Genomic DNA, 25,573 nt, shown 5'->3' on the forward strand with positions numbered 1-25,573 from the left:
TTTGCTGAACCGTGGATAACGGATTTGTAATGTTCCAGTCACCTTGTCGATAAGTTCAAAACTCTAACGTGGCGGCATCGAAAAATCCTGAATTAAAGGAAGTCCTCCATTGCCCGGTCTAATTGAACTGACGGCGCGATCACGCCTGAAAAAAGCTGCCAGCGGCCTCTTGTTGCTGGTTGGCAGCAGCTTGGCCAGCGCATCGACCCTGACACTGGATCAGGCGCTGCAAAGTGCCTTCGCCGGCAACCCCGATCTCGCTGCCGCGCAATGGGAAATCGGTATTGCCGAGGGCGATCGCCAGCAGGCCGGGCTGATCCCCAATCCCGAGGTGTCGTGGGAGGCCGAAGACACCCGGCGCAACTCGCGCACCACCACGGTGATGCTCAGTCAGCCGATTGAACTGGGCGGCAAACGCGGCGCGCGCATCGATGTCGCCAGCCGCGCGCAGGACGCCGCCGGCATCGAGCTGGAGCGCAAGCGCAATGCCTTGCGCGCCGATGTGTTCCAGGCGTTCAACAGCGCGCAAACCGCGCAGCAACGCTTGCAGCTGGCGCGCCAGTCGCTGCAACTGGCCGAGCACGGTGTGCGCGTTGCTCAGGGGCGGATCGAGGCCGGTAAATCGTCGCCGGTCGAAGGTACGCGAGCACAGGTGCAGCTCTCGGAAGTGCGCCTGGAATTGAGCCGCGCCGAGCGCGATCAGGCCAACGCGTATCAACAGTTGGCGCAGGTCATGGGCGCACCGTTGCCGACCTCGACCAATGTGCAAGCCGCGACGCAAAACCTCGCCACGCTGCCGCCGCCCGGCCGTTTGCTCGAGCGTCTGAACCAGACCGCCGAGCTGCGTCTGGCGAAACTGCAGATCGATCAGCGCGAAGCCTCGTTGGGCCTGGAAAAGTCGCAGCGCATTCCCGACCTGACCGTGAGCATCGGCAGCCAGTACAGCGAAACCGAGCGCGAGCGGGTCAACGTGGTCGGGCTGTCGATGCCGATTCCGCTGTTCAACCGCAATCAGGGCAATGTGCTCGCCGCCGCACGGCGCAGCGATCAGGCGCGGGATCTGCGCAACGCCACCGAGCTGCGTTTGCGCACCGAAGTCCAGACCAGCCTTGAGCAATGGCAGACCGCCAACGGCGAAATCAACGCGTTCAACCAGACCATCCTGCCTGCCGCACAAAGCGCAGTGGACAGCGCCACCCGTGGTTTCGAAATGGGCAAGTTCGCTTTCCTCGACGTACTCGACGCCCAGCGCACCCTGATTGCCGCGCGCAGCCAATACATCCAGGCCGTCAGCGAGGCGACCGACGCCCGCGTGCGCCTCGAACGGATCTTCGGCGACCTCAGCGTCAGCCCTTGAATTTCACTTTCAGATAACTGCGCGATGGCACGGCGCAGAGGAGTTTCCATGGATAAAAAACTGATGGTGGTCGCGGTGGCGACCTTGGCGCTCGGCATTGGCATCGGTTCGATGTGGCCGGCCAATTCAAATATCGACGCGCATGCCGATGAGGCCTCCGAACACGCTGATCATGCCGAGGAGGGCGCTGCCGCCGAAGGCGAACATGCCGAAGAAGGCCACATCGAATTGAGCGCCGAGCAGATCGTCGCCGCAGGCATTCAACTGGCCGAGGCACGAGCGCAGAGCATCAGTCTCGGCCTGTCGTTCCCCGGCGAAGTGCGTTTCGATGAGGACCGCACGGCGCACGTCGTGCCGCGCGTGCCGGGGGTGGTCGAGTCGGTCGCGGTCAACCTCGGACAACCGGTGAAGAGGGGTCAGTTGCTGGCAGTGATCGCCAGTCAGCAGATATCCGATCAGCGCAGCGAACAGGCCGCCGCGCAACGTCGCTTGGCGTTGGCGCGCACTACCTACGAGCGCGAGAAAAAGCTCTGGCAGGACAAGATCTCCGCCGAGCAGGATTTCCTCCAGGCAAAGCAAGCGTTGGAAGAGGCGGAAATCGCCATGAACAACGCCCGGCAAAAAATCAGCGTGCTCAGTGGCAGCGTGGTCGCCACCGGCGGCAATCGCTACGAACTGCGTGCGCCGTTCGACGGCGTGGTGGTGGAAAAACACCTGACGCCGGGCGAGGTGGTCGATGAAACCACCGCCGCGTTCACCCTTTCGGATTTGTCCCGGGTGTGGGTGACCTTCGGCGTTTCGCCCAAGGATCTGGCCAAGGTGCAGGTGGGCAAACCGGTGACCGTCAGCGCTCCTGAATTAAGGGCTGAAGTGACCGGCAGCGTGGCGTACGTCGGCAGCCTGCTCGGCGAACAGACCCGCACTGCGACCGTACGCGTGACCCTGGAAAACCCGCAGGGCTCATGGCGTCCGGGGCTGTTCGTCACCGCACTGGTCGCCACTGAGAGCCGCCAAGCCAAAGTCGCCGTACCGGAAACCGCGATCCAGACCGTCGAGGAAAAACCCACGGTGTTCGTGCGTACCGACGACGGCTTCAAGGCGCAGGCGGTGGAACTGGGCAGCCGTGCCGCCGGCCACGTGGAAGTCACCCAAGGGCTGGAACCGGGCGTGCAAGTCGCCAGCGCCGGCAGCTTCGTCCTCAAGTCGGAGCTGGGCAAAGCCTCGGCCGAGCACAGTCATTAATTCTGGAAGGTTCCCATGTTCGAACGCCTGATCCGGTTTGCCATCGAGCAGCGCATCATCGTGCTGCTCGCCGTTCTGCTCATGGCCGGCCTCGGCATCGCCAGTTATCAGAAACTGCCGATCGACGCCGTGCCCGACATCACCAACGTCCAGGTACAGATCAATACCGGCGCCGCCGGGTTCTCGCCGCTGGAAACCGAGCAGCGCATCACTTTCCCGATTGAAACCGCGATGGCCGGTTTGCCGGCGCTGGAGCAGACCCGGTCGCTGTCGCGTTCGGGGTTGTCGCAAGTGACGGTGATCTTCAAGGACGGCACCGACCTGTTCTTCGCTCGCCAACTGGTCAACGAGCGTCTGCAGATCGCCAAGGAGCAATTGCCGGAAGGCGCGGAAGCCGTGATGGGGCCGATCTCCACCGGCCTCGGTGAAATCTTTTTGTGGACGGTCGAGGCGAAGGAGGGCGCGTTGAAGGACGACGGCACAACCTACACGCCGACCGATCTGCGGGTGATTCAGGACTGGATCATCAAGCCGCAATTGCGCAACGTGCCGGGCGTCGCCGAGATCAACACCATCGGTGGCTTTGCCAAGGAATATCAGATCGCGCCGGACCCGAAACGCCTCGCCGCGTACAAGCTCACGCTTACCGATCTGATCACCGCGCTGGAGCGCAACAACGCCAACGTCGGCGCCGGGTACATCGAGCGCAGCGGCGAGCAGTTGCTGATCCGCGCACCGGGGCAAGTGGCGAGCACCGAGGACATCGCCAACATCGTCATGGCCAATGTCGACGGCACGCCGATCCGGGTGAAGAACGTCGCTACAGTGGAAATCGGCCGCGAACTGCGCAGCGGCGCAGCCACGGAAAACGGTCGGGAAGTGGTGCTCGGCACCGTGTTCATGTTGATCGGCGAGAACAGCCGCACCGTGTCGCAGGCCGTCGCGAGCAAGCTCGAACAGATCAATAAGTCCTTGCCACAAGGCGTGATCGCCGTGCCGGTGTACGACCGCACGCACCTGGTCGACAAAGCCATCGCCACAGTGAAAAAGAACCTGATCGAAGGCGCGATTCTGGTGATCGCGATTCTGTTCCTGTTCCTCGGCAACATCCGCGCCGCGCTGATCACGGCGATGGTGATTCCGCTGTCGATGCTGTTCACCTTCACTGGCATGTTCAGTAACAAGGTCAGCGCCAACCTGATGAGCCTCGGCGCGCTGGACTTCGGGATCATCGTCGACGGCGCGGTGGTGATCGTCGAAAACACCCTGCGTCGTCTGGCGCATGCGCAGCAACATCACGGGCGTTTGTTGACCCGTGCCGAGCGTTTCAAGGAAGTCTTCGCCGCGGCGAAAGAGGCGCGGCGACCGCTGATTTTCGGCCAGTTGATCATCATGGTCGTGTACCTACCGATCTTCGCCCTGAGCGGCGTCGAAGGGAAAATGTTCCACCCGATGGCGTTCACTGTGGTGATCGCGTTGCTCGGTGCGATGCTGTTGTCGGTGACTTTTGTTCCAGCGGCGATTGCGCTGTTCGTGACTGGCAAGGTCAAGGAAGAAGAGGGCGCGGTGATGCGCGGCGCACGTCGCGTATATGCGCCGGCGCTGGCCTGGGTCATGGCGCATCGCGCGGTGGCCGTGGGCGCGGCGTTGGGGGTGATCTTGCTCAGCGGCGTACTCACCAGTCGCATGGGCAGCGAGTTTGTGCCGAGCCTCAGTGAAGGCGATTTCGCCCTGCAAGCGTTGCGCGTACCGGGCACCAGCCTGACGCAATCGGTGGATATGCAGCAGCGTTTGGAGACGCTGATCCTGGCCAAAGTGCCAGAGGTTGAACGGGTGTTCGCCCGCACCGGCACGGCGGAAATCGCTTCCGACCCAATGCCGCCGAACATCTCCGACAGCTACGTGATGCTCAAACCCAAGGAGCAATGGCCAGACCCGAACAAGTCCCGCGAAACCCTGATGGCCGAGCTGCAAGCCGCTGCCGCGACGCTGCCGGGCAGCAACTATGAACTGTCGCAGCCGATCCAGTTGCGCTTCAACGAACTGATCTCCGGCGTGCGCAGCGACGTCGCGGTGAAGGTGTTCGGCGATGACATGGACGTGCTCAACGCCACGGCGGCGAAGATCGCGGCGGTGATGCAAAAGGTCAACGGTGCCGCTGAAGTGAAGGTCGAGCAGACGACCGGGTTGCCGGTGTTGACCATCAATATCGACCGCGACAAGGCGGCGCGCTACGGGCTCAACGTCGGTGATGTGCAGGACACCATCGCCGTCGCAGTGGGCGGGCGTCAGGCCGGGACCTTATATGAGGGTGATCGGCGTTTCGACATGGTGGTGCGTTTGTCCGACGCCATGCGCAAGGACATCGACGGCTTGTCGGCGTTGCTGATTCCGGTGCCGGCGTTGAGCGGTGCGGCGAATCAGATCGGTTTTATCGCGCTCAAGGACGTCGCCAGCCTCGATCTGGTGCTCGGGCCGAACCAGGTCAGCCGCGAAAACGGCAAGCGCCTGGTGATCGTCAGCGCCAACGTGCGCGGGCGCGATATCGGCTCGTTCGTCAGCGAGGCGGGTGAGGTGATCGAACGCGAGGTGCAGGTGCCGGCCGGTTACTGGACCAGTTGGGGCGGGCAGTTCGAGCAACTGCAATCGGCGGCCAAGCGCCTGCAGATTGTGGTGCCGGTGGCGTTGCTGCTGGTGTTCGGGTTGCTGTTCATGATGTTCAACAACCTCAAGGACGGCTTGCTGGTGTTTACCGGGATTCCGTTTGCCTTGACTGGCGGGGTGATGGCGCTGTGGTTGCGGGATATTCCGTTGTCGATTTCCGCTGGCGTCGGGTTTATCGCGCTGTCCGGGGTGGCGGTGCTCAACGGTTTGGTGATGATCGCGTTCATTCGCAATTTGCGCGAGGAAGGGCGCTCACTGACGGAGGCAATCAACGTCGGCGCGTTGACGCGGTTGCGGCCGGTGTTGATGACGGCGTTGGTGGCGTCGCTGGGGTTTATTCCGATGGCGCTGGCAACCGGCACCGGTGCCGAAGTGCAGCGGCCACTGGCAACCGTCGTGATCGGCGGGATTCTGTCCTCGACGATCCTCACGCTTCTGATATTGCCCGTGCTGTACCAGATCGCCCATCGCCGGGATGAGGACACCGTACCGTCTGAATAGGTGATCCCTTGTGGGAGCAGGCTTGCTCGCGAAGAGGCCGTGTCAGTCGACATCAATGTTGGATGACACACCGCTTTCGCGAGCAAGCCCGCTCCCACATGGGTTCCGTGCACTGATCCGGCAGATAACGGATATGTAATTCCCCCGCCACCGTCACGAAAGGTGCGCCTTGTTACCTTGATCCCGTCAGCTACTTAAACGAGGAATCAAGCATGAAATTCGCCCAACTGAGCACCTTCGCAGCCGCCCTGATGTTGTCGTCCCTGGCCATGGCCGAAGGCGGCGGTGACCGTACTTTCGAGCGGATGATGACCGCCAATGATCGCGCCGTGGAGCTGTTCGTCGCCAAGGAACAGGCTCGCGACCCGGTCGTCGTCAACGAGAAGAAAGACGACAAGACCAAAGACCTGTAAGCCCGGCGTACTGGAACAAGCCCGTTGTCGTGTGCCGATGCCGGGTTTTTTTACGGAGGAGTAAACATGCAGTTGATCAAATGGATGACCCTCGCCGGCATCATGGCGATGTCGGTAAATGCACTGGCCGAAGGCGGCGGCGATCGCACTTTCGAACGTGCGTTCAGCGCCAACGCCAAAGCCATGGAGCAATACGCCGCCGAGCAGGGCAAAGCGGCGCCGGTGGTCAAGGAATACGAATACGGCATGAAGCTCGACGTGGTGAAAATCGTCAGCGTGGTGAAGCCGCAGCCGGCTTGCTCGGTGGTACCGACCGCCATGACTTACGAAGACTCGCAAGGACAGCTCAATACGCTCAAGTACAGCGTGGCAGGCGTGTGCCGCAACAGTGGTGGCTAACCAACACCTAATCCCTGTAGGAGCTGCCGAAGGCTGCGATCTGTTGATCTTGGTCTTCAAAGTCAAAAGATCGCAGCCTTCGGCAGCTCCTACACGGGGCACATTTTCAGTATCACGATCTGTATTTAGATTCGGAATGTTTAAAAGTTGTGTGGGAAAAGCTGAACCTTCCCACAATGTTTTCAGGTTGTCCCTCGGACGTCCGCTCTCTAGCCTGTGTGGGTCGCTGCCAAATCAGCGATCGGGATTGGAACCCCTCGGTTAACTGACGCAAAACGCACCGTTCATGACGTATGCTTGCGCACTTTCATGTGTGCACTCCGTTATGGCGGCTGTGCGCGGGAGACTTCGAGTCTGTCGGGTTTTGCTCAGTTGCCCGGGTTCCAACCTGCGTACAGCTGCCACCCCTTCGCGTGGAACCGAAAGGGCCAGCTCCACCGTCAAGCTGAGTGAAAACATTATGAAAAAGCCAACACCCAATCCGCCCGAAGCGAACGCTGCTGCAGACCCCGATCCAACAACCCCCTACGCCGCCATCGACACCCACAAACTCCACGAAGCCGCCGAGCGCGCCCTCGACTACTACCTCAAGCCCGCAGCGCCCATCATGGCCACGCCATACACCGCCAACGCGCTGTTTCTGGTCAACCCCAACGCCGACACCGAATCCCTGCTGGCCAACGCCTGCGAATCCCTGGCCTCGGCCACGGTGATGCTCGGCGACTTCGCCGCGTTGCTGGAGGGCACGCATCGCAAGACGCTGCTCGGCATCGCGCAGGTGGTCATGCTCGGTGAACTGGCGGTGAACAAAGCGCTGGATAACGTGGAAGTCGCGACGTAGGCGAAGGTCCTTTGACGAGGATCCTTTTCTCGCCAGACCTGAATAAAATGACCGTGTATCTGAAAGCTATACGCGTATATGCATTGGCTACACGGTCGGTATAGAATCGACTCCGAAGTCGCTCTCATGGCTTCGCACCTCAAACGTTAGATCTCACGTTAAGAGCATGGCCTAAACCTCTCCGGGCCACTCAAGGAGTCAGAAAATGAAAAATAAACAAAAGCTGATGTGCTAACGCCATAAGGAGGCTCCAGCTCCAACATCACCTACCCAGATGGGAAACAGAACAATGTCCACAACTGAAAGCGTTGAAAAATCCAAACCCGTTCCAATCAACATGAGAGCGGACGAAAAGAAACGTAATCTGATCGATTTGGCAGCCGCCATGTCTGGTCGTGATCGCACAAGTTTTATCCTGGAAGCTGCCTGCCAAAAAGCTGAAGAGGTGATTCTGGATAAACGACTGTTCCTTCTCGACGACAGCGCATTTGACGCATTCGAACAGGCTATTGAAGCCAATCCGGCTCGAGGTAACGAATGCCTGCACCAACTGCTCGCTCGTCCAAAACGTTGGAGTTGACCGCGCCCGAGAAGCTCAACGACCAACACGAACTTGATGCCTTCGATTCTGGTGAGGTGACCATTGACCAATACCTGCAGAGGAAGGCGCGAAAAGCCCAATCCACCAAGCAGGCTGTTGTGTACGTCAGTTGCCTCAAAGGCACGTCGAATGTGATGGCCTACTACACGCTATCCAGCGGATCAGTCGCCCGCGCCAGCGTCATGCCGAAAAGCCGTCAACGCAACTCGCCCAGTGTCCATCCGGTAACTCTATTGGGACGTATGGGCGTAACACGGGAAGCTCAGGGCCAGGGCTTCGCCATCGATTTACTGCAAGATGCGATTGAAAGAGCTCTCAACGCGTCTCAGTCGATCGGATCCAGCGCGATAATTGTTCATCCCTTGAATGATCGGCTGTCGAGCTTTTATATCAAGTACGCGGGATTCATTCCGTGCCCCGACATTTCCCCTATAACACTGATGCTGCCTTTACGCTAAAAGCTTGGATTAATCAGCTATCCGCCAGGTTGTCTCGATAGCGGGTTGATTATGTCGCGACCGCAGAGCAAAAAAGGCGCCCCGAAGGGCGCCAAAAAATTCACCTCTGACCAAAGGAGCAAGGAGCTTCTAAAGGTGAATGGTATTGCTCGGGGAAACTCAGAGAATCGCCAACGGATACTCGACGATCACCCGCACTTCATCCAGATCCGACTCGAACGCCGTGGCGCGGGTAGTGGCTTGGCGCAAGCGCAGTGACAGGTCTTTCATCGAGCCGCTTTGCACCACGTATTTGACTTCGATATCACGCTCCCAACGTTTCTGATCGGTCAGCGGATTGCCCTCGGCATCGCGGCGCATGTACACGGCGTTGGCGTTGGAATAGTCGGCGTCGGTGCCACGTGCGTAACGGGTCATGAACGACAGACCGGGTACGCCGTAAGTGCTCATGTCGAGGTCATAACGCACCATCCACGAACGTTCTTTCGGCGAGTTGAAGTCGCTGTACTGGATCGAGTTGTCGAGGAAGATCGAGTCCGACTGGCGCAGGTAATCGAAGTCGTCGTTGCCGTTGTTGCGCTGGTGGGAGAGGGCGACGGAGTGCGCGCCGAGTTTCACGCCGACGCGGCCGCTCCAGATGTTGTTGTCGAATTCGCCGAGCAGTTGTTTGCCTTCATCGACTGCCTTGTAATAGCTCAGACCACCGAACAACGACAACTCGTCCGCCAGTGGGTAGGTCCATGCGGTGCCGGCGTAATACTGGTTCCAGGCGTCCTTGAGGCGACTGGAATACAGGCTGAAACTGAGGTTCTTGTTCAGCACATAGTCGCCGCCGCCGTAAGCGATCCACGGCGAATTGACTGGGCCTGCGTAGAAGGTCGCGAAGTTCTCGCGCATGTCGCTCGACACCGGTTGGCTCATCGCGTGCAACCGACCGCCCTGCACCGACAGACCTTCAATGCTGGTGTTGCTCGCCGTCACCCCGCGAAAGCTTTCCGGCAGCAAGCGCGAGTCACCCGCCGCGACCACCGGATTGGCCGGGAACACATCGCCAACCTTGACCACCGTATCGAACGCCCGAATTTTCGCAGCGCCACCGACTTTGCTGTATTCGTCCCGTGCTTCGCCGTCGCTGTTGACCGGCAACACATCGAACGAACTGCGCCCGCCGTTGCGCCCGTCACCGGTATCGAGCTTCAGACCGATCATCGCAAACGCATCGACTCCAACCCCGACGGTGCCTTGGGTGAAACCGGATTCGAACTTGCTGATCACGGCATGCGACCAGGCTTCGGAATAACCGTTGCCGGTCGGGCTGGACTGGCCGTTGCGATGATCACGATTGAAGTAGAAGTTGCGGTTGAGCACCGTCAGGCTGCTGCCCTCGACAAAGCCTTCAGGCTTGTCTTCTGCAAACACCATGGACGGCCCGGCGCCGACCACCACCGCTAAAGCGGCCATCGACATTTTTGTATTGTTAACCATCAAACACTCCTTGGGTTCGGCAGAACGGGAACGTGCGTCGGCGTAGTTTTATTGTTCGACGGGCAAAGGCCCGCCGGCAGTGGTCGCCGGGTCACATCGTTGCAAGCTGCGGATAACGCCAAGGTGATGGGGGAATTACAATTTCGTCATGTGGCTGGAATGAAAACCCTCTATCAGGTCAGGGCTGCGAGTTGTTCGATTGTCTGTGGAAAACGCTCGACCAGACGGATCAGGGTTGTGGCCTGAGCATTGGGCGTTGCTCGTCCTTGCTCCCAGTTTTCGAGCGTTCGCGTGTTGGTGCGTAGATACATCGCGAATACTGACCGAGAGAGATTAAGTTGCTGACGGATGGCTACCACTTCCTCAGCAGTGATCGGCATCAGTTTTGGCAGCTGAACCTTGTGGGTACGCAAGGTGATTTTGCCTTGGCGTTCATCGGCCAGTGCTTCCAGTCCATCCATCAGTTCGGAAAAAATGTCACGTTTCATAGTGGCTTCTCGCGTTGAGTTCTCTATCCAGTGTTTTTCTGAAAAGTTTTTTCTGGGCAGGCGTCAAATCGTCCTGCTCGTTTTTGTTGTAGACGGTAAAGAGCCAGAACTGATCGAAGCCTGACCACCAGTAATAAATCACTCGTAATCCGCTGCGCTTGCCTTTCCCTCTTCGTTGGTCGCTAAAGCGAATTTTACGAAGCCCGCCTGTGTCCTCGATGAGATCGCCCGCTTCCGGATTTTTCAGCAACTCCAATTGAAAGCTGCGAAACAGATCGTCATCCAGATAGTCGTCTCGGTGCTTCTGAAATACAGGTAATTCGATAAATAGAGCATCCATGTTCTGTACGTTACCTACGTATAGTGTTGTCTCGATAATCGAATCGGTCAAGGCCTCCTGGCCTTGCTTTTCGTCCCTTTTTCAACGGTAGACGCCGGTCGTAAAAACACCTGTAGGACGAATCGACGAGTGTGGTGAGAACGTTCGATTGAGTAGCGAGGAGGCTTGGCAATTGACGTGTCGGAACAATCCGCAGCACTATCGCCCCATGACTGTCCAACTTCGAATGAACATGATGTGCTCCTCCATGACCGCTTCCGGCGGGCCATGAGGTCATACGTGTTTGTCATTTGACGTGTTACCCAAAGCCCCGCCAGCAATGGACGGGGCTTTTTCATGCCCCGTCCGCACATGGCTCAAGGAGAGAGAAATGTTCGACATCAGAAGAGCTACCCCGGACGATGCCCAGATTGCCTTCGATATCCGGCGACTAGCGATTCGGCATCAGTGCATTGGTGCCTATAGCGAGCAGCAAATGCTCGATTGGACCAAAGGAGCGGCCGAAGACGGCTACGACGCGCTGATGGAGAGACACTTCTATCTGGGCTGCATTGAGGGTGAAGCCGTAGCGACCGGCATGCTCGATCTGGATTACCGTGAAATCGGCGCGATCTTCATTCGCCCGGATTTCATGCAGCGCGGGCTGGGCAAGCGTGTTCTGTACTTTCTCGAAGATTTCGCGCGGGATCTCGGGCTGACCGAGGTGTGTCTGGACGCGACGTTGAATGCGGTCAACTTTTACCGGCGCTGCGGTTACATCGGGGAGGAAAGTGCGGTTTATCAATCGCCTTCTGGCCTGCAACTGGCCTGCGTGCCAATGGTGAAGACATTGGGATGAAGATCAAAAGATCGCAGCCTGCGGCAGCTCCTACAGGGGAGTTGTGTAGGAGCTGCCGAAGGCTGCGATCTTTTGACGTTAAATCCCGCAAAAACAAAAACGGCACCCGAAGGTGCCGTTTTCACTTGTAGCCAGCCGAGCAATCAGCCCGCCAGACCCGCCTGCTGAACCAGGGTCAGCAATGGCTGCGGGTACACACCGAGGAAGAACGCGACCACGGCGATGGCCAGCAGCATTACACCGCCTGCCTTCTGTTCCCAGTGCAGCTGGGCGTCGTGGCGGCGCAGGTTCGGTTCGATCAGGTACAGGGTGACCATCACGCGCAGGTAGTAGAACACGCCGATGGCGCTGCCCAGTACCAGGGAACCGACCAGCCACCATTGGTGCGACTCGACACCGGTGGCGATGATGTAGAACTTGCCGATGAAGCCAGCGGTCAGCGGGATACCGGCCAGCGACAGCATCATCACGGTCAGTACCGCGGTCAGGTACGGACGGCGCCAGAACAGGCCGCGATACTCGTACAGGGCGTCGGCGTCACGACCGTTGTACGGCGAGGACATCAGGGTGATCACGCCGAAGGCGCCGAGGCTGGTGATCACATAAGTCACCAGGTACACGCCGATGGCTTCCACCGCCAGACCCTTGCTCGCCACCAGCGCGATCAGCAGGTAGCCGAAGTGCGCGATGGACGAGTAACCGAGCAGACGCTTGAGGTTGCTCTGGGTCAGGGCCAGCAGGTTACCGAACAGGATCGAGGCGACGGCGATCACGCTCAGTACGTCGCTCAGCACGCCACTGCTCGCGGCAGGGGAGATCTGGAACAGACGCACCATCACCGCAAACACCGCAACCTTGGAAGCGGTCGCAAGGAAGGCAGCCACCGGTGCCGGAGCACCTTCGTAGACGTCCGGCGTCCACAGGTGGAACGGTACCAGCGACAGCTTGAACGCCAGACCGATCAGCATCATGCCCAGGCCCAGTTGTGCCAGCGAGCTAGGCAGGCCAGTCGCAGCCAGGGCCTGACCGATGCCAACGAAGCTCAGGGTGCCGGCGTCAGCGTAGAGCAGGGCCATACCGAACAACAGGAACGCGGAACCGGCGGCCGACAGCACCATGTACTTGATGCCGGCTTCCAGGGAACGCTTGTTGAAGAAGGCGTAAGCGACCAGACCGTAGACCGGCACCGACAGCAGTTCCAGACCGATGAACAAACCGGCCAGGTGCTGCGCGCTGACCAGAACCAGACCACCGGCGGCGGCCATCAGGATCAGCAGGTACAGTTCTTCACGGTTGCCCGGGTAACCCGAACCGCCATCGCCGAGGTAGGCGTGGGCGAGGGTTACACAAGCGAGGGTGGCGACCAGGATCAGCGCCATGTACAGGCAGGCGAAGGTGTCGATCTGCAGCAACGGGGTCACGGCCAGAGGCGCGACTTTCAGGGCTGGCAGGATCGACAGCAAGGCCAGGTTCAGACCAGCGACCGAGATCAGGAAGGTCTGCGAGTGGTTGCGGCGCCAGGCGATTGCCAGCATCACCACGATAATGGTGAGGCTGGTGATCAACAGTGGCGCAAGCGCAATAAAGTGTTGAATCGTGAATTCCATAGCGCTCTTACCGGGCCGAAGCGAGTTGAGTGAAGGCGGTGCCGAGCCACTGCTGCACGCCATGCATCGTGGCGGCGGAAGTGTCGAGGAACGGTTGCGGGTAGACGCCGAGGTAAATCAGCAGCACCGCAAGGCCCAGCACCATGGTCAGTTCGCGACCGTCCATGCCGTGCAGGATCGAATCCGATTTCGACGGACCGAAGTAGGCACGGTGGATCATGATCAGCGAGTAGACCGAACCGAACACCAGACCGGAGGTGGCAATCGCGGTGATCCATGGCGCGCTGGCGAAGGAACCGATCAGGATCAGGAACTCGCCGACGAAGTTACCGGTACCCGGCAAGCCCAGCGACGCGGCGGCGAAGAACAGGCTGATCGCCGGCAGGTAAGCGATACGCGACCACAGACCGCCCATCTCACGCATGTCACGGGTATGCAGGCGCTCGTACAGCTGACCGCTGAGGATAAACAGGGCCGCGGCCGACAGACCGTGTGCCAGCATCTGGATCACTGCACCTTGCAGCGCCAGTTGGCTGCCGGAGTAGATGCCGATCAACACGAAGCCCATGTGGGAAACGGACGAGAAGGCAATCAGACGCTTGATGTCGGTTTGCGCGAACGCCAGGAATGCACCGTAGAAGATCCCGATCAGACCGAGGGTCATGGCGATCGGCGCGAATTCGGCCGAGGCATTCGGGAACAGCGGCAGGGCGAAACGCAGCAGGCCGTAGGCCGCGGTTTTCAGCAGGATACCGGCGAGGTCGACGGAACCGGCGGTCGGCGCCTGGGCGTGGGCATCAGGCAGCCAGGAGTGGAACGGTACGACTGGCAGCTTGACCGCGAAGGCGATGAAGAAGCCGAGCATCAGGATGTACTCGGTGGTCATCGACATCTTGGTCTTCAACAGGTCGGCGTAGTTGAAGGTAATCACGCCAGTGTTGTTGAAGTTGACCAGCACCAGACCGAGGATCGCCACCAGCATGATCAGGCCGGAAGCCTGAGTGAAGATGAAGAACTTGGTCGCTGCGTAGATCCGGGTTTTCTTGCCGTCCGAAGAACTGTGACCCCAGAGCGCGATGAGGAAGTACATCGGCACCAGCATCATTTCCCAGAAGAAGAAGAACATGAACAGGTCGAGGGCGAGGAACACGCCGACAACGCCGCCCAGGATCCACATCAGGTTCAGGTGGAAGAAGCCAACGTGACGTTGAATCTCTTTCCACGAGCAGAGTACCGAGAGGATACCCAGCAGGCCGGTCAGCAGGATCATCAACAGCGACAGGCCGTCGAGGGCCAGGTGCACGTTGATGCCGAAGCGCTGGATCCAGACGTGCTTGAACTCAAGCGCCCAGGTCGGATCGGCGCCAGGCGCCGGAGCAAATGAATAGTCACCGTGGGCCCACAGCCAGAGGCCGAGGGCGAGTTCCAGGGTCATGGTCAACAGCGCAATCCAGCGGGGGAGGGTAGCGCCGAAGCGCTCACCCATCCAGCACAGCAGGCCGCCGATGAAGGGGATCAGGATTAGCCAAGGCAGAATCATGACGGGCTCGTTTCCTTTCGCAAATTCGCAAGGTTCATATCAGACCGCTACCAGCACGATGGCGCCGATTACCAGCACGGCACCAGCAGCCATCGAGGCGGCATACCAACGCAGTTGACCGGTCTCGGTGCGGCTCAGGGCGGTGTGACCGCCTTTGGCCATACGCGGGATCAGACCGATGGTCTGGTCGAGCGGGTCTCTGCGCAGTACATGGCTGATCGCAAGGTACGGCTTGACGAACAGTTTGTCGTAGATCCAGTCGAAGCCCCAGGCAGCGAACCACCAGGCCGAAAGGAAACGCCCGATGCCGCTGTTGGCGATCGCCGTCACGAAGCGACGCTTGCCGAGGAACAGCAGGGCCGCCAGCAGGATACCGGCCAGGGCGATGGCGCCCGAGGCGATTTCCAGACTGTGCTTGGCTTCGCCACCGGCATGGCCAACGCTTTCCGGCAGTACGCCGTGCAGCGGTGGGACGATCATGGCGCCGACGAAAGTCGACAGCACGATCAGCGCCGACAGTGGCAGCCAGTGCGAGATGCCGTGACCGGCGTGGGCTTCAGTCTTGGCTTCACCGTGGAACGTGATGAAGATCAGGCGGAAGGTGTACAGCGAAGTCATGAACGCGCCGACCAGACCTGCGTAAAGCAGACCGTGGTTGCCGCTGGCGAACGCTTCCCAAAGGATTTCGTCCTTGGAGTAGAAGCCTGCGGTGACCAGTGGCAGGGCGGCCAGTGCAGCACCACCGACGATGAAGCTGGCGTAGGCCAGTGGCAGTTTTTTCCACAGACCGCCCATCTTGAAGATGTTCTGCTCGTGGTGGCAGGCAACGATCACCGCACCGGAAGCAAGGAACAGCAGGGCCTTGAAGAAGGCGTGGGTCATCAGGTGGAAAATCGCGCCATCCCAGGCACCAACGCCCAGCGCCAGGAACATGTAGCCGATCTGGCTCATGGTCGAGTAGGCGAGGATACGTTTGATGTCGGTTTGTACCAGTGCGGCGAAACCTGCGAGAACCAGAGTCACACCGCCAACGATGCCGACCAGGTGGAGGATTTCCGGCGCCAGGGTGAACAGGCCGTGGGTACGAGCGATCAGGTAGACACCAGCGGTCACCATGGTCGCGGCGTGGATCAGTGCCGACACCGGGGTTGGACCCGCCATCGCATCCGCGAGCCAGGTTTGCAGTGGCAGTTGCGCCGATTTACCGACCGCACCACCCAGCAGCATCAGGGTCGCCAGGGTGATCCAGAAGTCGCCGACCTGGAATTTCTGCGGTGCCAGCACCAGCAGTTCCTGGATGTTCAGCGTGCCCACTTGCTGGAACAGGATGAACAGGCCGATGGCCATGAACACGTCGCCGATCCGGGTCACGATGAAGGCCTTGAGTGCGGCGTTACCGTTGTTGCGGTTGCTGTAGTAGAAACCGATCAACAGGTACGAGCACAGGCCCACGCCTTCCCAGCCGAAGTACAGGAACAACAGGTTATCGCCGAGGACCAGGAACAGCATGCTGGCGATGAACAGGTTGGTGTACGAGAAGAAGCGCGAGTAGCCCGCTTCGCCGCGCATGTACCAGGACGCGAACAGGTGGATCAGGAAACCGACACCCACCACCACGCCGAGCATGGTGATCGACAGGCCATCGATGTAGAGGGCGAAGTCAGGCTTGAAGCCTTCGACCGCCATCCACTTCCACAGCACCAGGGTGTAGTGGCCGCCCTCGGGAGGCGCGACGTTGAATTGCCAGATGACGTAGGCGGCGACAATCGCCGACAAGCCAATGGAGCCCACGCCGATCAGCGCCGAGAGGTTTTCCGACCAGCGTCCACGGGAGAACGACAGCAGCAGGAAACCGATCAGAGGGAATACAAAAGTCAGAAAGATTAGGTTCATCCGCGCATCTCACTGGCAGCGTCGATATCGAGCGTGTGGAAGCGGCGATACAGTTGCAGCAGGATCGCCAGGCCAATACTGGCCTCGGCGGCTGCCAGGCTGATCACCAGGATGAACATGATCTGTCCATCCGGTTGCGCCCAGCGGGCGCCCGCAACGATGAAGGCCAGGGCAGAGGCGTTCATCATCACTTCCAGACTCATCAACACGAACAAAATGTTGCGGCGGACCATCAGGCCGACCAGACCAAGGCAGAACAGGATGCCGGCAACGGCCAATCCATGCTCGAGAGGGATAGCAGGCATGTCTTACTCCTTCGCCTCGTTACGGCCCAAATGGAACGCCGTGACGGCTGCGGCGAGCAGCAGCATCGAGGCGAGTTCGACCACCAGCAGATACGGGCCGAACAGGCTGACGCCCACGGCTTTTGCATCGACGGTGGTGTGGCCGATGGCCTGGCCGCTCTGGTGAGCGAACAGCACATACAGCAGTTCGGCCAGCAGCAGGGCGGCGAGTATCACCGGCCCTGCCCAGATGCCGGGCTTGAGCCAGGTGCGTTCCTGCTGAACCGAGGCCGGGCCCAGGTTCAGCATCATCACCACGAACACGAACAGCACCATGATGGCGCCGGCGTAGGCGATCACTTCCAGCACGCCGGCGAACGGCGCGCCGAGGGCGAAGAAGGTCATGGCCACGGCGATCAACGAGATGATCAGGTAGAGCAGGGCGTGCACAGGGTTGGTGTTGGTGACCACACGAAGCGTGGACACCACCGCGATACCCGATGCGAAATAGAAAGCGAATTCCATCGTTCTTCCTTAAGGCAGCAAGCTCTTCACGTTGATCGGTTCGGCTTCGTTCTGTGCAGAGCCTTTCGGCTTGCCAGCGATTGCCATACCTGCAACACGATAGAAGTTGTAATCAGGGTTTTTGCCGGGGCCGGAGATCAAAAGATCTTCTTTCTCGTACACCAGGTCCTGACGTTTGAACTCGGCCATCTCGAAATCCGGAGTCAGCTGGATTGCGGTGGTCGGACAGGCTTCCTCGCAGAGACCGCAGAAAATGCAGCGCGAGAAGTTGATACGGAAGAAGTCCGGGTACCAGCGACCGTCTTCGGTTTCAGCTTTCTGCAGCGAGATGCAACCTACCGGGCAAGCCACGGCGCACAGGTTGCAGGCTACGCAACGCTCTTCACCATCGGGGTCACGGGTCAGGACGATGCGACCACGGTAGCGTGGCGGCAGGTAGACCGGCTCTTCCGGGTATTGCAGGGTGTCGCGCTTGCGAAAGCCATGGCCGAAGACCATGACCAGGCTGCGCAACTGGGTACCGGTACCCTTAACGATGTCGCCAATATATTTGAACATGGGTCAAATCCTCACTGAACCGCAACCGCAGGTGTGTTCCACAACACAACCGCAGCGGTTATCAGCAAATTGATCAGGGTCAGTGGCAGGCAGAATTTCCAGCTGAAATCCATCACCTGGTCATAACGCGGACGCGGGATGGAAGCGCGCAGCAGGATGAACAGCATGATGAAGAACGCGGTCTTCAGTGCGAACCAGACGAAGGACAGTTGCGGCAGGATGCCGAACGGACCGTGCCAGCCACCGAAGAACAGGGTGACCAGCAGCGCCGAGATCAGGATGATGCCGATGTATTCACCGACGAAGAACATGCCCCATTTCATACCGGCGTATTCAATGTGGTAACCGTCGGCCAGTTCCTGTTCCGCTTCCGGCTGGTCGAACGGGTGACGGTGAGTCACGGCGACGCCTGCGATGAAGAAGGTACAGAAGCCGAAGAACTGCGGAATGATGAACCACAGGTTCTGCGCCTGGTACTCGACGATGTCGCGCATGTTGAACGAGCCGACCTGCACCACGATGCCCATCAGGGCCAGGCCCATGAACACTTCGTAGGACACGGTCTGCGCCGAGGCACGCAAGCTGCCGAGCAGGGCGAACTTGTTGTTGCTCGACCAGCCGGCGAACAGCACCGCGTAGACCGACAGACCAGCCATGGCGAAGAAGAACAGCAGGCCGATGTTCAGATCCGCGACGCCCCAGGTCGGGGTGATCGGGATGATCGCGAACGCGATCAGCAGGGCGGACATGGCCACCACCGGTGCCAGGGTGAAGATCACCTTGTCGGCAAACGGCGGGGTCCAGTCTTCCTTGAAGAACATCTTCAGCATGTCGGCGGCGATCTGGAACATGCCGAACGGGCCAACGCGGTTCGGACCGTAACGGTCCTGCCACCAGCCCAGCAGGCGACGTTCGACAAAGCTGAGCAACGCGCCCGCGACCACAACGGCCAGCAGAATCACGATGGCTTTGATGACCGTCAGGATCACATCGATCACTTCAGGGGTGAACCAGGTCATTGCGCTGCCTCCTGCAGACCGTCGACGGACAGGCCGGCGAATGCCGGTGGAATGCCGGCGATGCCCGCAGGCAAGGCCACCAGACCAGCGCCCAGTTCTTCATTGATGCGCAGCGGCAGACGCAGGGTCTGGCCGGCCACATTCAGGCTCAGCAGAGCACCGTCGTTGACGCCCAGGCGATCCGCTTCGGATTTGGCCAGCGCCACGTACGGAGCCGGGATGCGTTCCTGTACCGGTGCGGCTTTCGACGAGTTTTCGTCGCTGCCGAACAGGTGGTAGAACGGCACGGCCTGCCAGGTGCCCGGCGCCGGGTTGAATGCGCGCGGAGCAGCAGCGAACCAGTTCAGCGAATCACCGGAGCTTTCGATCAGGCGGGTGCCCGGGTCGCCAGCACGCAGGTGACCACCGACTTCGTCCTGGAACTTGTTCCAGGCTTGCGGCGAGTTCCAGCCCGGCGACCAGGCGAACGGCACTTGCTGACGCGGTTCGGCCGAGCCCGAGTAACCTTCCATGGAGAAGGCGAACGCGGTGTCTTTGTCTTGCGGGGTGCGCGGTTCGTGAACGCTGATGTCGGCGCGCATCGCGGTGCGACCGGAATAACGCAGCGGCTCACGCGCCAGTTTCAGACCCTTGATGCGGAACGCGGCAGACGGCGCGGCGTCGACGATACGCGCCAGTTGCTCGGTGCTCGAAGCCACGGCAGCGGTGACGTGGTCGAGTTGCGTCCAGTCGATCGGCTGGTTCAGCAGGGTCGAGCGCAGGGCGTGCAGCCAGCGCCAGCCTTCGTGAACCAGGATGCTCGCATCCATGTATTGCGGATCGAAAACCTGGAAGAAGCGCTGGGCGCGGCCTTCCTGGCTGACCAAAGTACCGTCGCCTTCAGCGAAACTCGCCGCTGGCAGAACCAGTTGCGCGCGGTCAGTGGTGGCGGTCTTCTGGTGGTCGGCAACGATCACTACTTTCGCAGCGTTCAGCGCGGCATCGACCTTGGCTTTCGAGGTGCGGGTGTACAGATCGTTTTCCAGCACGACGATGGCGTCGGCCTTGCCGTCGATCACGGCTTGCAGCGCCGCGTCGACCGATTCGCCACCGAGCATGGCCAGGCCAAGGCTGTTGGCTTCCGGCACGATCAGGCTGATCGAACCGTTCTTCTCGCGCAGCTTCAGGGCCTTGGCGATGTTCGCAGCGGCTTCGATCAAGGCTTTGGAACCCAGCGAAGTACCGGCGATGATCAGCGGACGTTTGGCCGCGAGCAGGGCGTCAGCGATACGCTGAGCCAGTTCCAGTGCTTCGGCGTCCAGACCTTCAACGGCCGGTGCGCTGGCATCCAGCGCGTGAGCCACGGCGAAACCGATGCGCGCCAGATCATCCGGAGCGGCGTGAACGCATTCTTCGGCGATGTCGTCGAGCTTGGTTTCCGCCAGGCTGGCGATGAACAGCGGGTTCAGTTCGTGCTGACCGATGTTCTTCACCGCGGCGTCGAGCCACGGCTGAACACGCATGGCTTCGGCCATGTCTTCAGCTTTGCCCTTGACCGACTGACGCAGGGACAAAGCCATACGCGCAGCAGTCTGGGTCAGGTCTTCACCGAGGACGAACACGGCGTCGTGGTCTTCGATGTCGCGCATGTTCGGCACGGGCAGCGGGCTGTCTTTGAGCACTTGCAGAACCAGACGGATGCGCTCCAGTTCGGAGGCCTCGATACCGGAGTAGAAGTGCTCGGCGCCGACCAGTTCACGCAACGCGTAGTTGCTTTCGAGGCTGGCACGCGGCGAACCGATACCGACGATGTTGCGACCGCGCAGCAGATCGGCCGCCTTGTCCAGCGCCTGATCCAGGCCCAGCTTGGTGCCGTCGGCCAGCATTGGCTGACGTGGACGGTCGGTGCGGTTGACGTAGCCATAACCGAAACGGCCACGGTCGCACAGGAAGTACTGGTTCACCGAACCGTTGAAACGGTTTTCGATGCGACGCAGTTCGCCGTAACGCTCGCCCGGGGAGATGTTGCAACCGCTGGAGCAGCCATGGCAGATGCTCGGCGAGAACTGCATGTCCCACTTGCGGTTGTAGCGCTCGGAGTGAGTCTTGTCGGTGAACACACCGGTCGGGCAGACCTCGGTGAGGTTGCCGGAGAACTCGCTTTCGAGGGTGCCGTCTTCAACGCGACCGAAGTACACGTTGTCGTGGGCGCCGAACACACCGAGGTCGGTGCCGCCGGCGTAGTCCTTGTAGAAACGCACGCAGCGATAGCAGGCGATGCAGCGGTTCATTTCGTGGGAAATGAACGGGCCCAGTTGCTGGTTCTGGTGGGTGCGTTTGGTGAAGCGATAACGGCGCTCGTTGTGGCCGGTCATCACCGTCATGTCTTGCAGGTGGCAGTGACCGCCTTCTTCGCACACAGGGCAGTCGTGCGGGTGGTTGGTCATCAGCCATTCGACAACACTGGCGCGGAACGCCTTGGATTCTTCATCGTCGATGGAGATCCAGGTGTTGTCGGTGGCAGGGGTCATGCAGGACATGACGATGCGACCACGGGTGTCGTTCTCGTCGGTGTACTGCTTGACCGCGCACTGGCGGCAGGCCCCGACGCTACCAAGCGCGGGGTGCCAGCAGAAATAAGGGATGTCGAGGCCCAGCGACAGACATGCCTGTAACAGGTTGTCTGCCCCGTCGACTTCGAGCGCTTTGCCGTCTACGTGGATAGTGGCCATGGTTCAAAGGTCTTCGTTGGCCCGGTGTCAGCGGGCGTGGCTAATGGAATCTTGTTATCCGTCCGAATCCAGTCAGCCCCGAAAGGCGTCATCGGACGAAAGGCGAAGGGCACGGACCCTTCGCCTTTTTAAGCGTTTACGCGCCGACTACGATCGGCCTTGCCAGAGGCGGGACGGCGGCGCTTGCGGGCGCGATACCGGCTTCGAACTCTGGACGGAAGTATTTAATGGCACTGCCCAACGGCTCCACGGCACCCGGTGCGTGAGCACAGAAGGTCTTGCCTGGGCCGAGGAAGCCGACCAGACCCAGCAGGGTCTCGATGTCGCCTGGCTGACCGCGGCCTTCTTCGATGGCCATCAAGAGCTTGACGCTCCATGGCAGGCCATCACGGCACGGGGTGCAGAAGCCGCAGGATTCGCGAGCGAAGAACTGCTCCATATTGCGCAGCAAGGAAACCATGTTGACGCTGTCGTCCACCGCCATGGCCAGGCCGGTACCCATCCGGGTGCCCACTTTGGCGATGCCGCCGGCATACATTTGCGCGTCGAGGTGTTCTGGCAGGAGGAAACCGGTACCGGCACCACCTGGCTGCCAGGCCTTGAGCTTGTAACCGTCGCGCATGCCACCAGCGTAGTCTTCGAACAGTTCGCGACCGGTGACGCCGAATGGCAGCTCCCACAGACCCGGATTCTTGACCTTGCCGGAGAAGCCCATGAGTTTGGTGCCCATGTCTTCGCTGCCTTCGCGGGCCAACGATTTGTACCATTCAACGCCGTCGGCAATGATCGCCGGCACGTTGCACAGGGTTTCGACGTTGTTCACGCAGGTCGGCTTGCCCCACACGCCGACGGCGGCAGGGAAGGGCGGCTTGGAGCGCGGGTTGGCGCGGCGGCCTTCGAGGGAGTTGATCAGTGCGGTTTCTTCACCGCAGATGTAACGCCCGGCGCCGGTGTGGACGAACAGTTCGAAGTCGAAACCGCTGCCCAGAATGTTCTTGCCCAGCAGGCCTGCAGCCTTGGCTTCTTCCACGGCACGATTCAAGTGCTTGGCGGCGGTGGTGTACTCGCCACGCAGGAAGATGTAGCCACGGTAGGTTTTCAGTGCGCGGGCACTGATCAGCATGCCTTCGATCAGCAGATGGGGCAGTTGCTCCATCAGCATGCGGTCTTTCCAGGTGTTCGGTTCCATTTCGTCCGCGTTGCACAGCAGGTAGCGGATGTTGATGGATTCGTCCTTGGGCATCAGGCCCCACTTCACGCCAGTGGGGAAGCCTGCACCGCCGCGACCTTTTAGGCCGGCGTCTTTTACGGTCTGGACGATGTCGTCCTGAGCCATGTCGGCGAAGGCCTTGCGCGCAGCGGCGTAACCGTTCTTGGCCTGGTATTCGTCGAGCCACACGGCTTCGCCGTCGTCACGCAGACGCCAGGTCAGTGGGTGAGTCTCGGCCGAACGCTTGATGCGGTTGGCAGGACCGAAAGATGTCAGGGTCATACGTAGCCCTCGAGCAGTTTGGCCACGCCGGCAGGCTGCACGTCGCCAAAGGTGTCGTCGTCGATCATCAGCGCCGGTGCCTTGTCGCAGTTGCCGAGGCAGCAGACAGGCAGCAGGGTGAAACGACCGTCGGCGGTGGTCTGACCCAGGCCGATGCCCAGAATGTTCTGGATTTCGCTGACCACCGACTCGTGGCCGCCGATGTAGCAGACCATGCTGTCGCAGACGCAAATGATGTGACGGCCGACCGGCTGACGGAAGATCTGGCTGTAGAACGTCGCAACGCCTTCAATGTCGCTGGCCGGGATGCCGAGGATCTCGCCGATCGCGTACAGGGCGCCATCCGGCACCCAGCCGCGTTCTTTCTGAACGATCTTCAGGGCTTCGATCGACGCCGCGCGCGGGTCTTCGTAGTGATGCAGCTCGTGCTCGATGGCCGAGCGCTCGGTTTCACTCAAGGTGAAACGGTCTGTCTGGATAAGCGTGCTGTTCATGCTTAGCGGTCCACGTCGGCCATAACGAAGTCGATACTACCCAGGTACGCAATCAAGTCCGCGACCATGCTGCCTTTGATCACCGAAGGGATCTGTTGCAGGTGCGGGAAGCTCGGAGTACGGATCCGGGTACGGTAGCTCATGGTGCCGCCGTCGCTCGTCAGGTAATAACTGTTGATGCCCTTGGTCGCTTCGATCATCTGGAAGGATTCGTTGGCCGGCATGACCGGGCCCCACGAAACCTGCAGGAAGTGCGTGATCAGGGTTTCGATGTGCTGCAGCGTGCGCTCTTTCGGCGGCGGCGTGGTCAGCGGATGATCCGCCTTGTACGGGCCTTCCGGCATGTTGCGCATGCACTGGTCGATGATCTTGATGCTCTGGCGCATCTCTTCGACGCGGACCATGCAGCGATCGTAGGCATCGCCGTTGGCGGCCAGCGGTACTTCGAATTCGAAGTTCTCGTAGCCGGAGTACGGACGCGCTTTGCGCAGGTCGAAGTCGCAACCGGTCGAACGCAGGCCGGCACCGGTGACTCCCCATTCCAGGGCTTCTTTGGTGTTGTACTGGGCGACGCCGATGGTCCGACCTTTGAGGATGCTGTTCTGCAGGGCAGCCTTGGTGTATTCGTCGAGGCGTTTTGGCAGCCACTCCACGAAGTCTTTCACCAGTTTGTCCCAGCCGCGCGGCAGGTCGTGGGCAACACCACCGATGCGGTACCAGGCCGGGTGCAGACGGAAACCGGTGATGGCTTCGATCACCGTGTATGCCTTCTGGCGGTCGGTGAAGGTGAAGAACACCGGGGTCATGGCGCCGACGTCCTGGATGTAGGTCCCCAGGAACAGCAGGTGGCTGGTGATCCGGAAGAACTCGGCCATCATGATGCGGATGACGTCGACCTTCTCCGGCACCTTGATGCCGGCCAGCTTCTCGACCGAGAGCACGTACGGCAGGTTGTTCATCACGCCGCCGAGGTAGTCGATACGGTCGGTGTACGGGATGAAACTGTGCCAGGACTGACGCTCGGCCATCTTCTCGGCACCACGGTGGTGGTAACCGATGTCCGGTACGCAGTCGACGATCTCTTCGCCATCGAGTTGCAGAATGATGCGGAACGCACCGTGCGCCGAAGGGTGGTTCGGACCGAGGTTGAGGAACATGTAGTCCTCGTTGGCCCCGGAACGCTTCATGCCCCAGTCTTCAGGATGGAAGCGCGCGGCTTCTTCCTCAAGCTGCTGCTTGGCGAGGTTGAGGCTGAACGGATCGAATTCGGTGGCGCGCGCCGGGAAGTCCTTGCGCAGCGGGTGACCTTCCCAGGTCGGCGGCATCATGATGCGCGACAGGTGCGGGTGGCCTTTGAAGTCGATGCCGTACATGTCCCAGACTTCACGCTCGTACCAGTTGGCGTTCGGCCAGATGCTGGTGACGGTCGGCAAGCTCAGGTCGCTTTCGGACAAGGCGACTTTGATCATCACGTCACTATTACGCTCAAGCGACATGAGGTGATAGAACACGGTGAAGTCGGCGCCCGATGGCAGCCCTTGACGCTTGGTGCGCAGACGCTCGTCCACGCCGTGCAGGTCATACAGCATGACGTACGGCTTGGGCAGGTTACGCAGGAAGGTCAGGACTTCGACGAGTCTGGCGCGCGCCACCCACAGCACCGGCATGCCGGTGCGCGTCGACTGAGCGGTGAACGCTTCGGCGCCAAAACGGTTGTTCAATTCGACGACCACATCCTGGTCGTCTGCCTTATAAGGCGGGATGTACAGAGCGCTGCCTGTAGTCATGGTTATTTTTTCGCTTTCGGTCAACGTAAAGAATGA

General features: G+C 60.3%; 23 protein-coding genes. 9 read left to right on the forward strand and 14 right to left on the reverse strand.

Annotated elements, in window-relative coordinates:
- The first annotated feature begins 109 nt into the window (after positions 1-109).
- The 8 genes from AC3WMV_RS10265 to AC3WMV_RS10300 all read left to right on the forward strand — a co-directional run bounded on the left by AC3WMV_RS10265 (position 110) and on the right by AC3WMV_RS10300 (position 8,476).
- Positions 110-1,357, forward strand: a complete 1,248-nt coding sequence (locus tag AC3WMV_RS10265) for a TolC family protein (RefSeq protein ID WP_103369330.1) — start codon at positions 110-112, stop codon at positions 1,355-1,357.
- A gap of 48 nt (positions 1,358-1,405) precedes the next feature.
- Positions 1,406-2,599, forward strand: a complete 1,194-nt coding sequence (locus tag AC3WMV_RS10270) for an efflux RND transporter periplasmic adaptor subunit (protein WP_103369329.1) — start codon at positions 1,406-1,408, stop codon at positions 2,597-2,599.
- 15 nt (positions 2,600-2,614) lie between these two features.
- Positions 2,615-5,764 (forward strand): CusA/CzcA family heavy metal efflux RND transporter, encoded by a 3,150-nt coding sequence (locus AC3WMV_RS10275; protein ID WP_103369328.1) that lies wholly within the window; start codon positions 2,615-2,617, stop codon positions 5,762-5,764.
- Positions 5,765-5,976: 212 nt separating this feature from the next.
- The gene (locus AC3WMV_RS10280) at positions 5,977-6,177 is read left to right on the forward strand and encodes a co-regulatory protein PtrA N-terminal domain-containing protein (protein WP_103369327.1); all 201 of its coding nucleotides are present in this window, start codon (positions 5,977-5,979) and stop codon (positions 6,175-6,177) included.
- Positions 6,178-6,243: 66 nt separating this feature from the next.
- Positions 6,244-6,576, forward strand: coding sequence for a DUF2790 domain-containing protein (locus AC3WMV_RS10285; RefSeq protein ID WP_103369326.1), 333 nt, complete (start codon positions 6,244-6,246; stop codon positions 6,574-6,576).
- Positions 6,577-7,036: 460 nt separating this feature from the next.
- On the forward strand, positions 7,037-7,417 hold the full coding sequence (locus AC3WMV_RS10290) for a DUF6124 family protein (protein WP_103369325.1): 381 nt from the start codon (positions 7,037-7,039) through the stop codon (positions 7,415-7,417).
- Positions 7,418-7,706: 289 nt separating this feature from the next.
- Positions 7,707-7,997 (forward strand): type II toxin-antitoxin system TacA family antitoxin, encoded by a 291-nt coding sequence (locus AC3WMV_RS10295; RefSeq protein WP_041073246.1) that lies wholly within the window; start codon positions 7,707-7,709, stop codon positions 7,995-7,997.
- Positions 7,955-8,476, forward strand: coding sequence for a GNAT family N-acetyltransferase (locus AC3WMV_RS10300; protein ID WP_052510612.1), 522 nt, complete (start codon positions 7,955-7,957; stop codon positions 8,474-8,476). Before AC3WMV_RS10295 ends, AC3WMV_RS10300 begins: the two co-directional genes overlap by 43 nt.
- Before the next feature lie 159 nt (positions 8,477-8,635).
- On the opposite strand, the gene AC3WMV_RS10305 is transcribed toward AC3WMV_RS10300, so the two are convergent.
- The 3 genes from AC3WMV_RS10305 to AC3WMV_RS10315 form a co-directional block, all read right to left on the reverse strand.
- Entirely contained in the window at positions 8,636-9,961 is a 1,326-nt protein-coding gene (locus AC3WMV_RS10305) for an OprD family porin (protein ID WP_103369324.1), read from the reverse strand.
- 173 nt (positions 9,962-10,134) lie between these two features.
- A complete protein-coding gene (locus tag AC3WMV_RS10310; protein WP_007964870.1) occupies positions 10,135-10,449 on the reverse strand; it encodes a helix-turn-helix domain-containing protein in 315 nt (104 codons plus the stop codon).
- Positions 10,439-10,789: a type II toxin-antitoxin system RelE/ParE family toxin gene (locus AC3WMV_RS10315; protein ID WP_007964869.1), complete on the reverse strand. Its 351-nt coding sequence runs from the start codon at positions 10,787-10,789 to the stop codon at positions 10,439-10,441. The genes AC3WMV_RS10310 and AC3WMV_RS10315 overlap by 11 nt, the downstream gene beginning before the upstream one ends.
- Positions 10,790-11,159: 370 nt before the next feature.
- Here AC3WMV_RS10315 and AC3WMV_RS10320 point away from each other — a divergent pair, with 370 nt between their 5' ends.
- Positions 11,160-11,627, forward strand: coding sequence for a GNAT family N-acetyltransferase (locus AC3WMV_RS10320; RefSeq protein ID WP_103369323.1), 468 nt, complete (start codon positions 11,160-11,162; stop codon positions 11,625-11,627).
- A gap of 143 nt (positions 11,628-11,770) precedes the next feature.
- On the opposite strand, the gene nuoN is transcribed toward AC3WMV_RS10320, so the two are convergent.
- The 11 genes from nuoN to nuoC all read right to left on the reverse strand — a co-directional run bounded on the left by nuoN (position 11,771) and on the right by nuoC (position 25,537).
- Positions 11,771-13,234 carry an NADH-quinone oxidoreductase subunit NuoN gene (gene nuoN, locus AC3WMV_RS10325; RefSeq protein ID WP_103369322.1) on the reverse strand — a complete coding sequence of 488 codons (1,464 nt, stop codon included), beginning with the start codon at positions 13,232-13,234 and terminating at the stop codon, positions 11,771-11,773.
- Between the two features lie 7 nt (positions 13,235-13,241).
- Positions 13,242-14,774: an NADH-quinone oxidoreductase subunit M gene (gene nuoM, locus AC3WMV_RS10330; protein WP_095138922.1), complete on the reverse strand. Its 1,533-nt coding sequence runs from the start codon at positions 14,772-14,774 to the stop codon at positions 13,242-13,244.
- 39 nt (positions 14,775-14,813) lie between these two features.
- Entirely contained in the window at positions 14,814-16,667 is a 1,854-nt protein-coding gene (gene nuoL, locus AC3WMV_RS10335) for an NADH-quinone oxidoreductase subunit L (protein WP_103369321.1), read from the reverse strand.
- The gene (gene nuoK / locus AC3WMV_RS10340; protein WP_003180046.1) at positions 16,664-16,972 is read right to left on the reverse strand and encodes an NADH-quinone oxidoreductase subunit NuoK; all 309 of its coding nucleotides are present in this window, start codon (positions 16,970-16,972) and stop codon (positions 16,664-16,666) included. Before nuoK ends, nuoL begins: the two co-directional genes overlap by 4 nt.
- 3 nt (positions 16,973-16,975) lie before the next feature.
- Complete coding sequence (nuoJ, locus tag AC3WMV_RS10345; protein ID WP_003223793.1) at positions 16,976-17,476, reverse strand: NADH-quinone oxidoreductase subunit J; 501 nt, start codon at positions 17,474-17,476, stop codon at positions 16,976-16,978.
- 9 nt (positions 17,477-17,485) lie between these two features.
- The gene (nuoI, locus tag AC3WMV_RS10350; RefSeq protein ID WP_003223795.1) at positions 17,486-18,034 is read right to left on the reverse strand and encodes an NADH-quinone oxidoreductase subunit NuoI; all 549 of its coding nucleotides are present in this window, start codon (positions 18,032-18,034) and stop codon (positions 17,486-17,488) included.
- A gap of 11 nt (positions 18,035-18,045) precedes the next feature.
- Positions 18,046-19,053, reverse strand: a complete 1,008-nt coding sequence (gene nuoH / locus AC3WMV_RS10355) for an NADH-quinone oxidoreductase subunit NuoH (protein WP_007964859.1) — start codon at positions 19,051-19,053, stop codon at positions 18,046-18,048.
- On the reverse strand, positions 19,050-21,764 hold the full coding sequence (gene nuoG / locus AC3WMV_RS10360) for an NADH-quinone oxidoreductase subunit NuoG (RefSeq protein WP_097088121.1): 2,715 nt from the start codon (positions 21,762-21,764) through the stop codon (positions 19,050-19,052). Before nuoG ends, nuoH begins: the two co-directional genes overlap by 4 nt.
- 136 nt (positions 21,765-21,900) lie before the next feature.
- A complete protein-coding gene (nuoF, locus tag AC3WMV_RS10365; RefSeq protein WP_097088119.1) occupies positions 21,901-23,256 on the reverse strand; it encodes an NADH-quinone oxidoreductase subunit NuoF in 1,356 nt (451 codons plus the stop codon).
- Positions 23,253-23,750, reverse strand: coding sequence for an NADH-quinone oxidoreductase subunit NuoE (gene nuoE, locus AC3WMV_RS10370; protein ID WP_103369320.1), 498 nt, complete (start codon positions 23,748-23,750; stop codon positions 23,253-23,255). Before nuoE ends, nuoF begins: the two co-directional genes overlap by 4 nt.
- A gap of 2 nt (positions 23,751-23,752) precedes the next feature.
- Positions 23,753-25,537, reverse strand: a complete 1,785-nt coding sequence (nuoC, locus tag AC3WMV_RS10375; RefSeq protein ID WP_103369319.1) for an NADH-quinone oxidoreductase subunit C/D — start codon at positions 25,535-25,537, stop codon at positions 23,753-23,755.
- Between the last annotated feature and the right edge of the window lie 36 nt (positions 25,538-25,573).

Source organism: Pseudomonas sp. FW305-3-2-15-E-TSA4 (assembly GCF_058787295.1).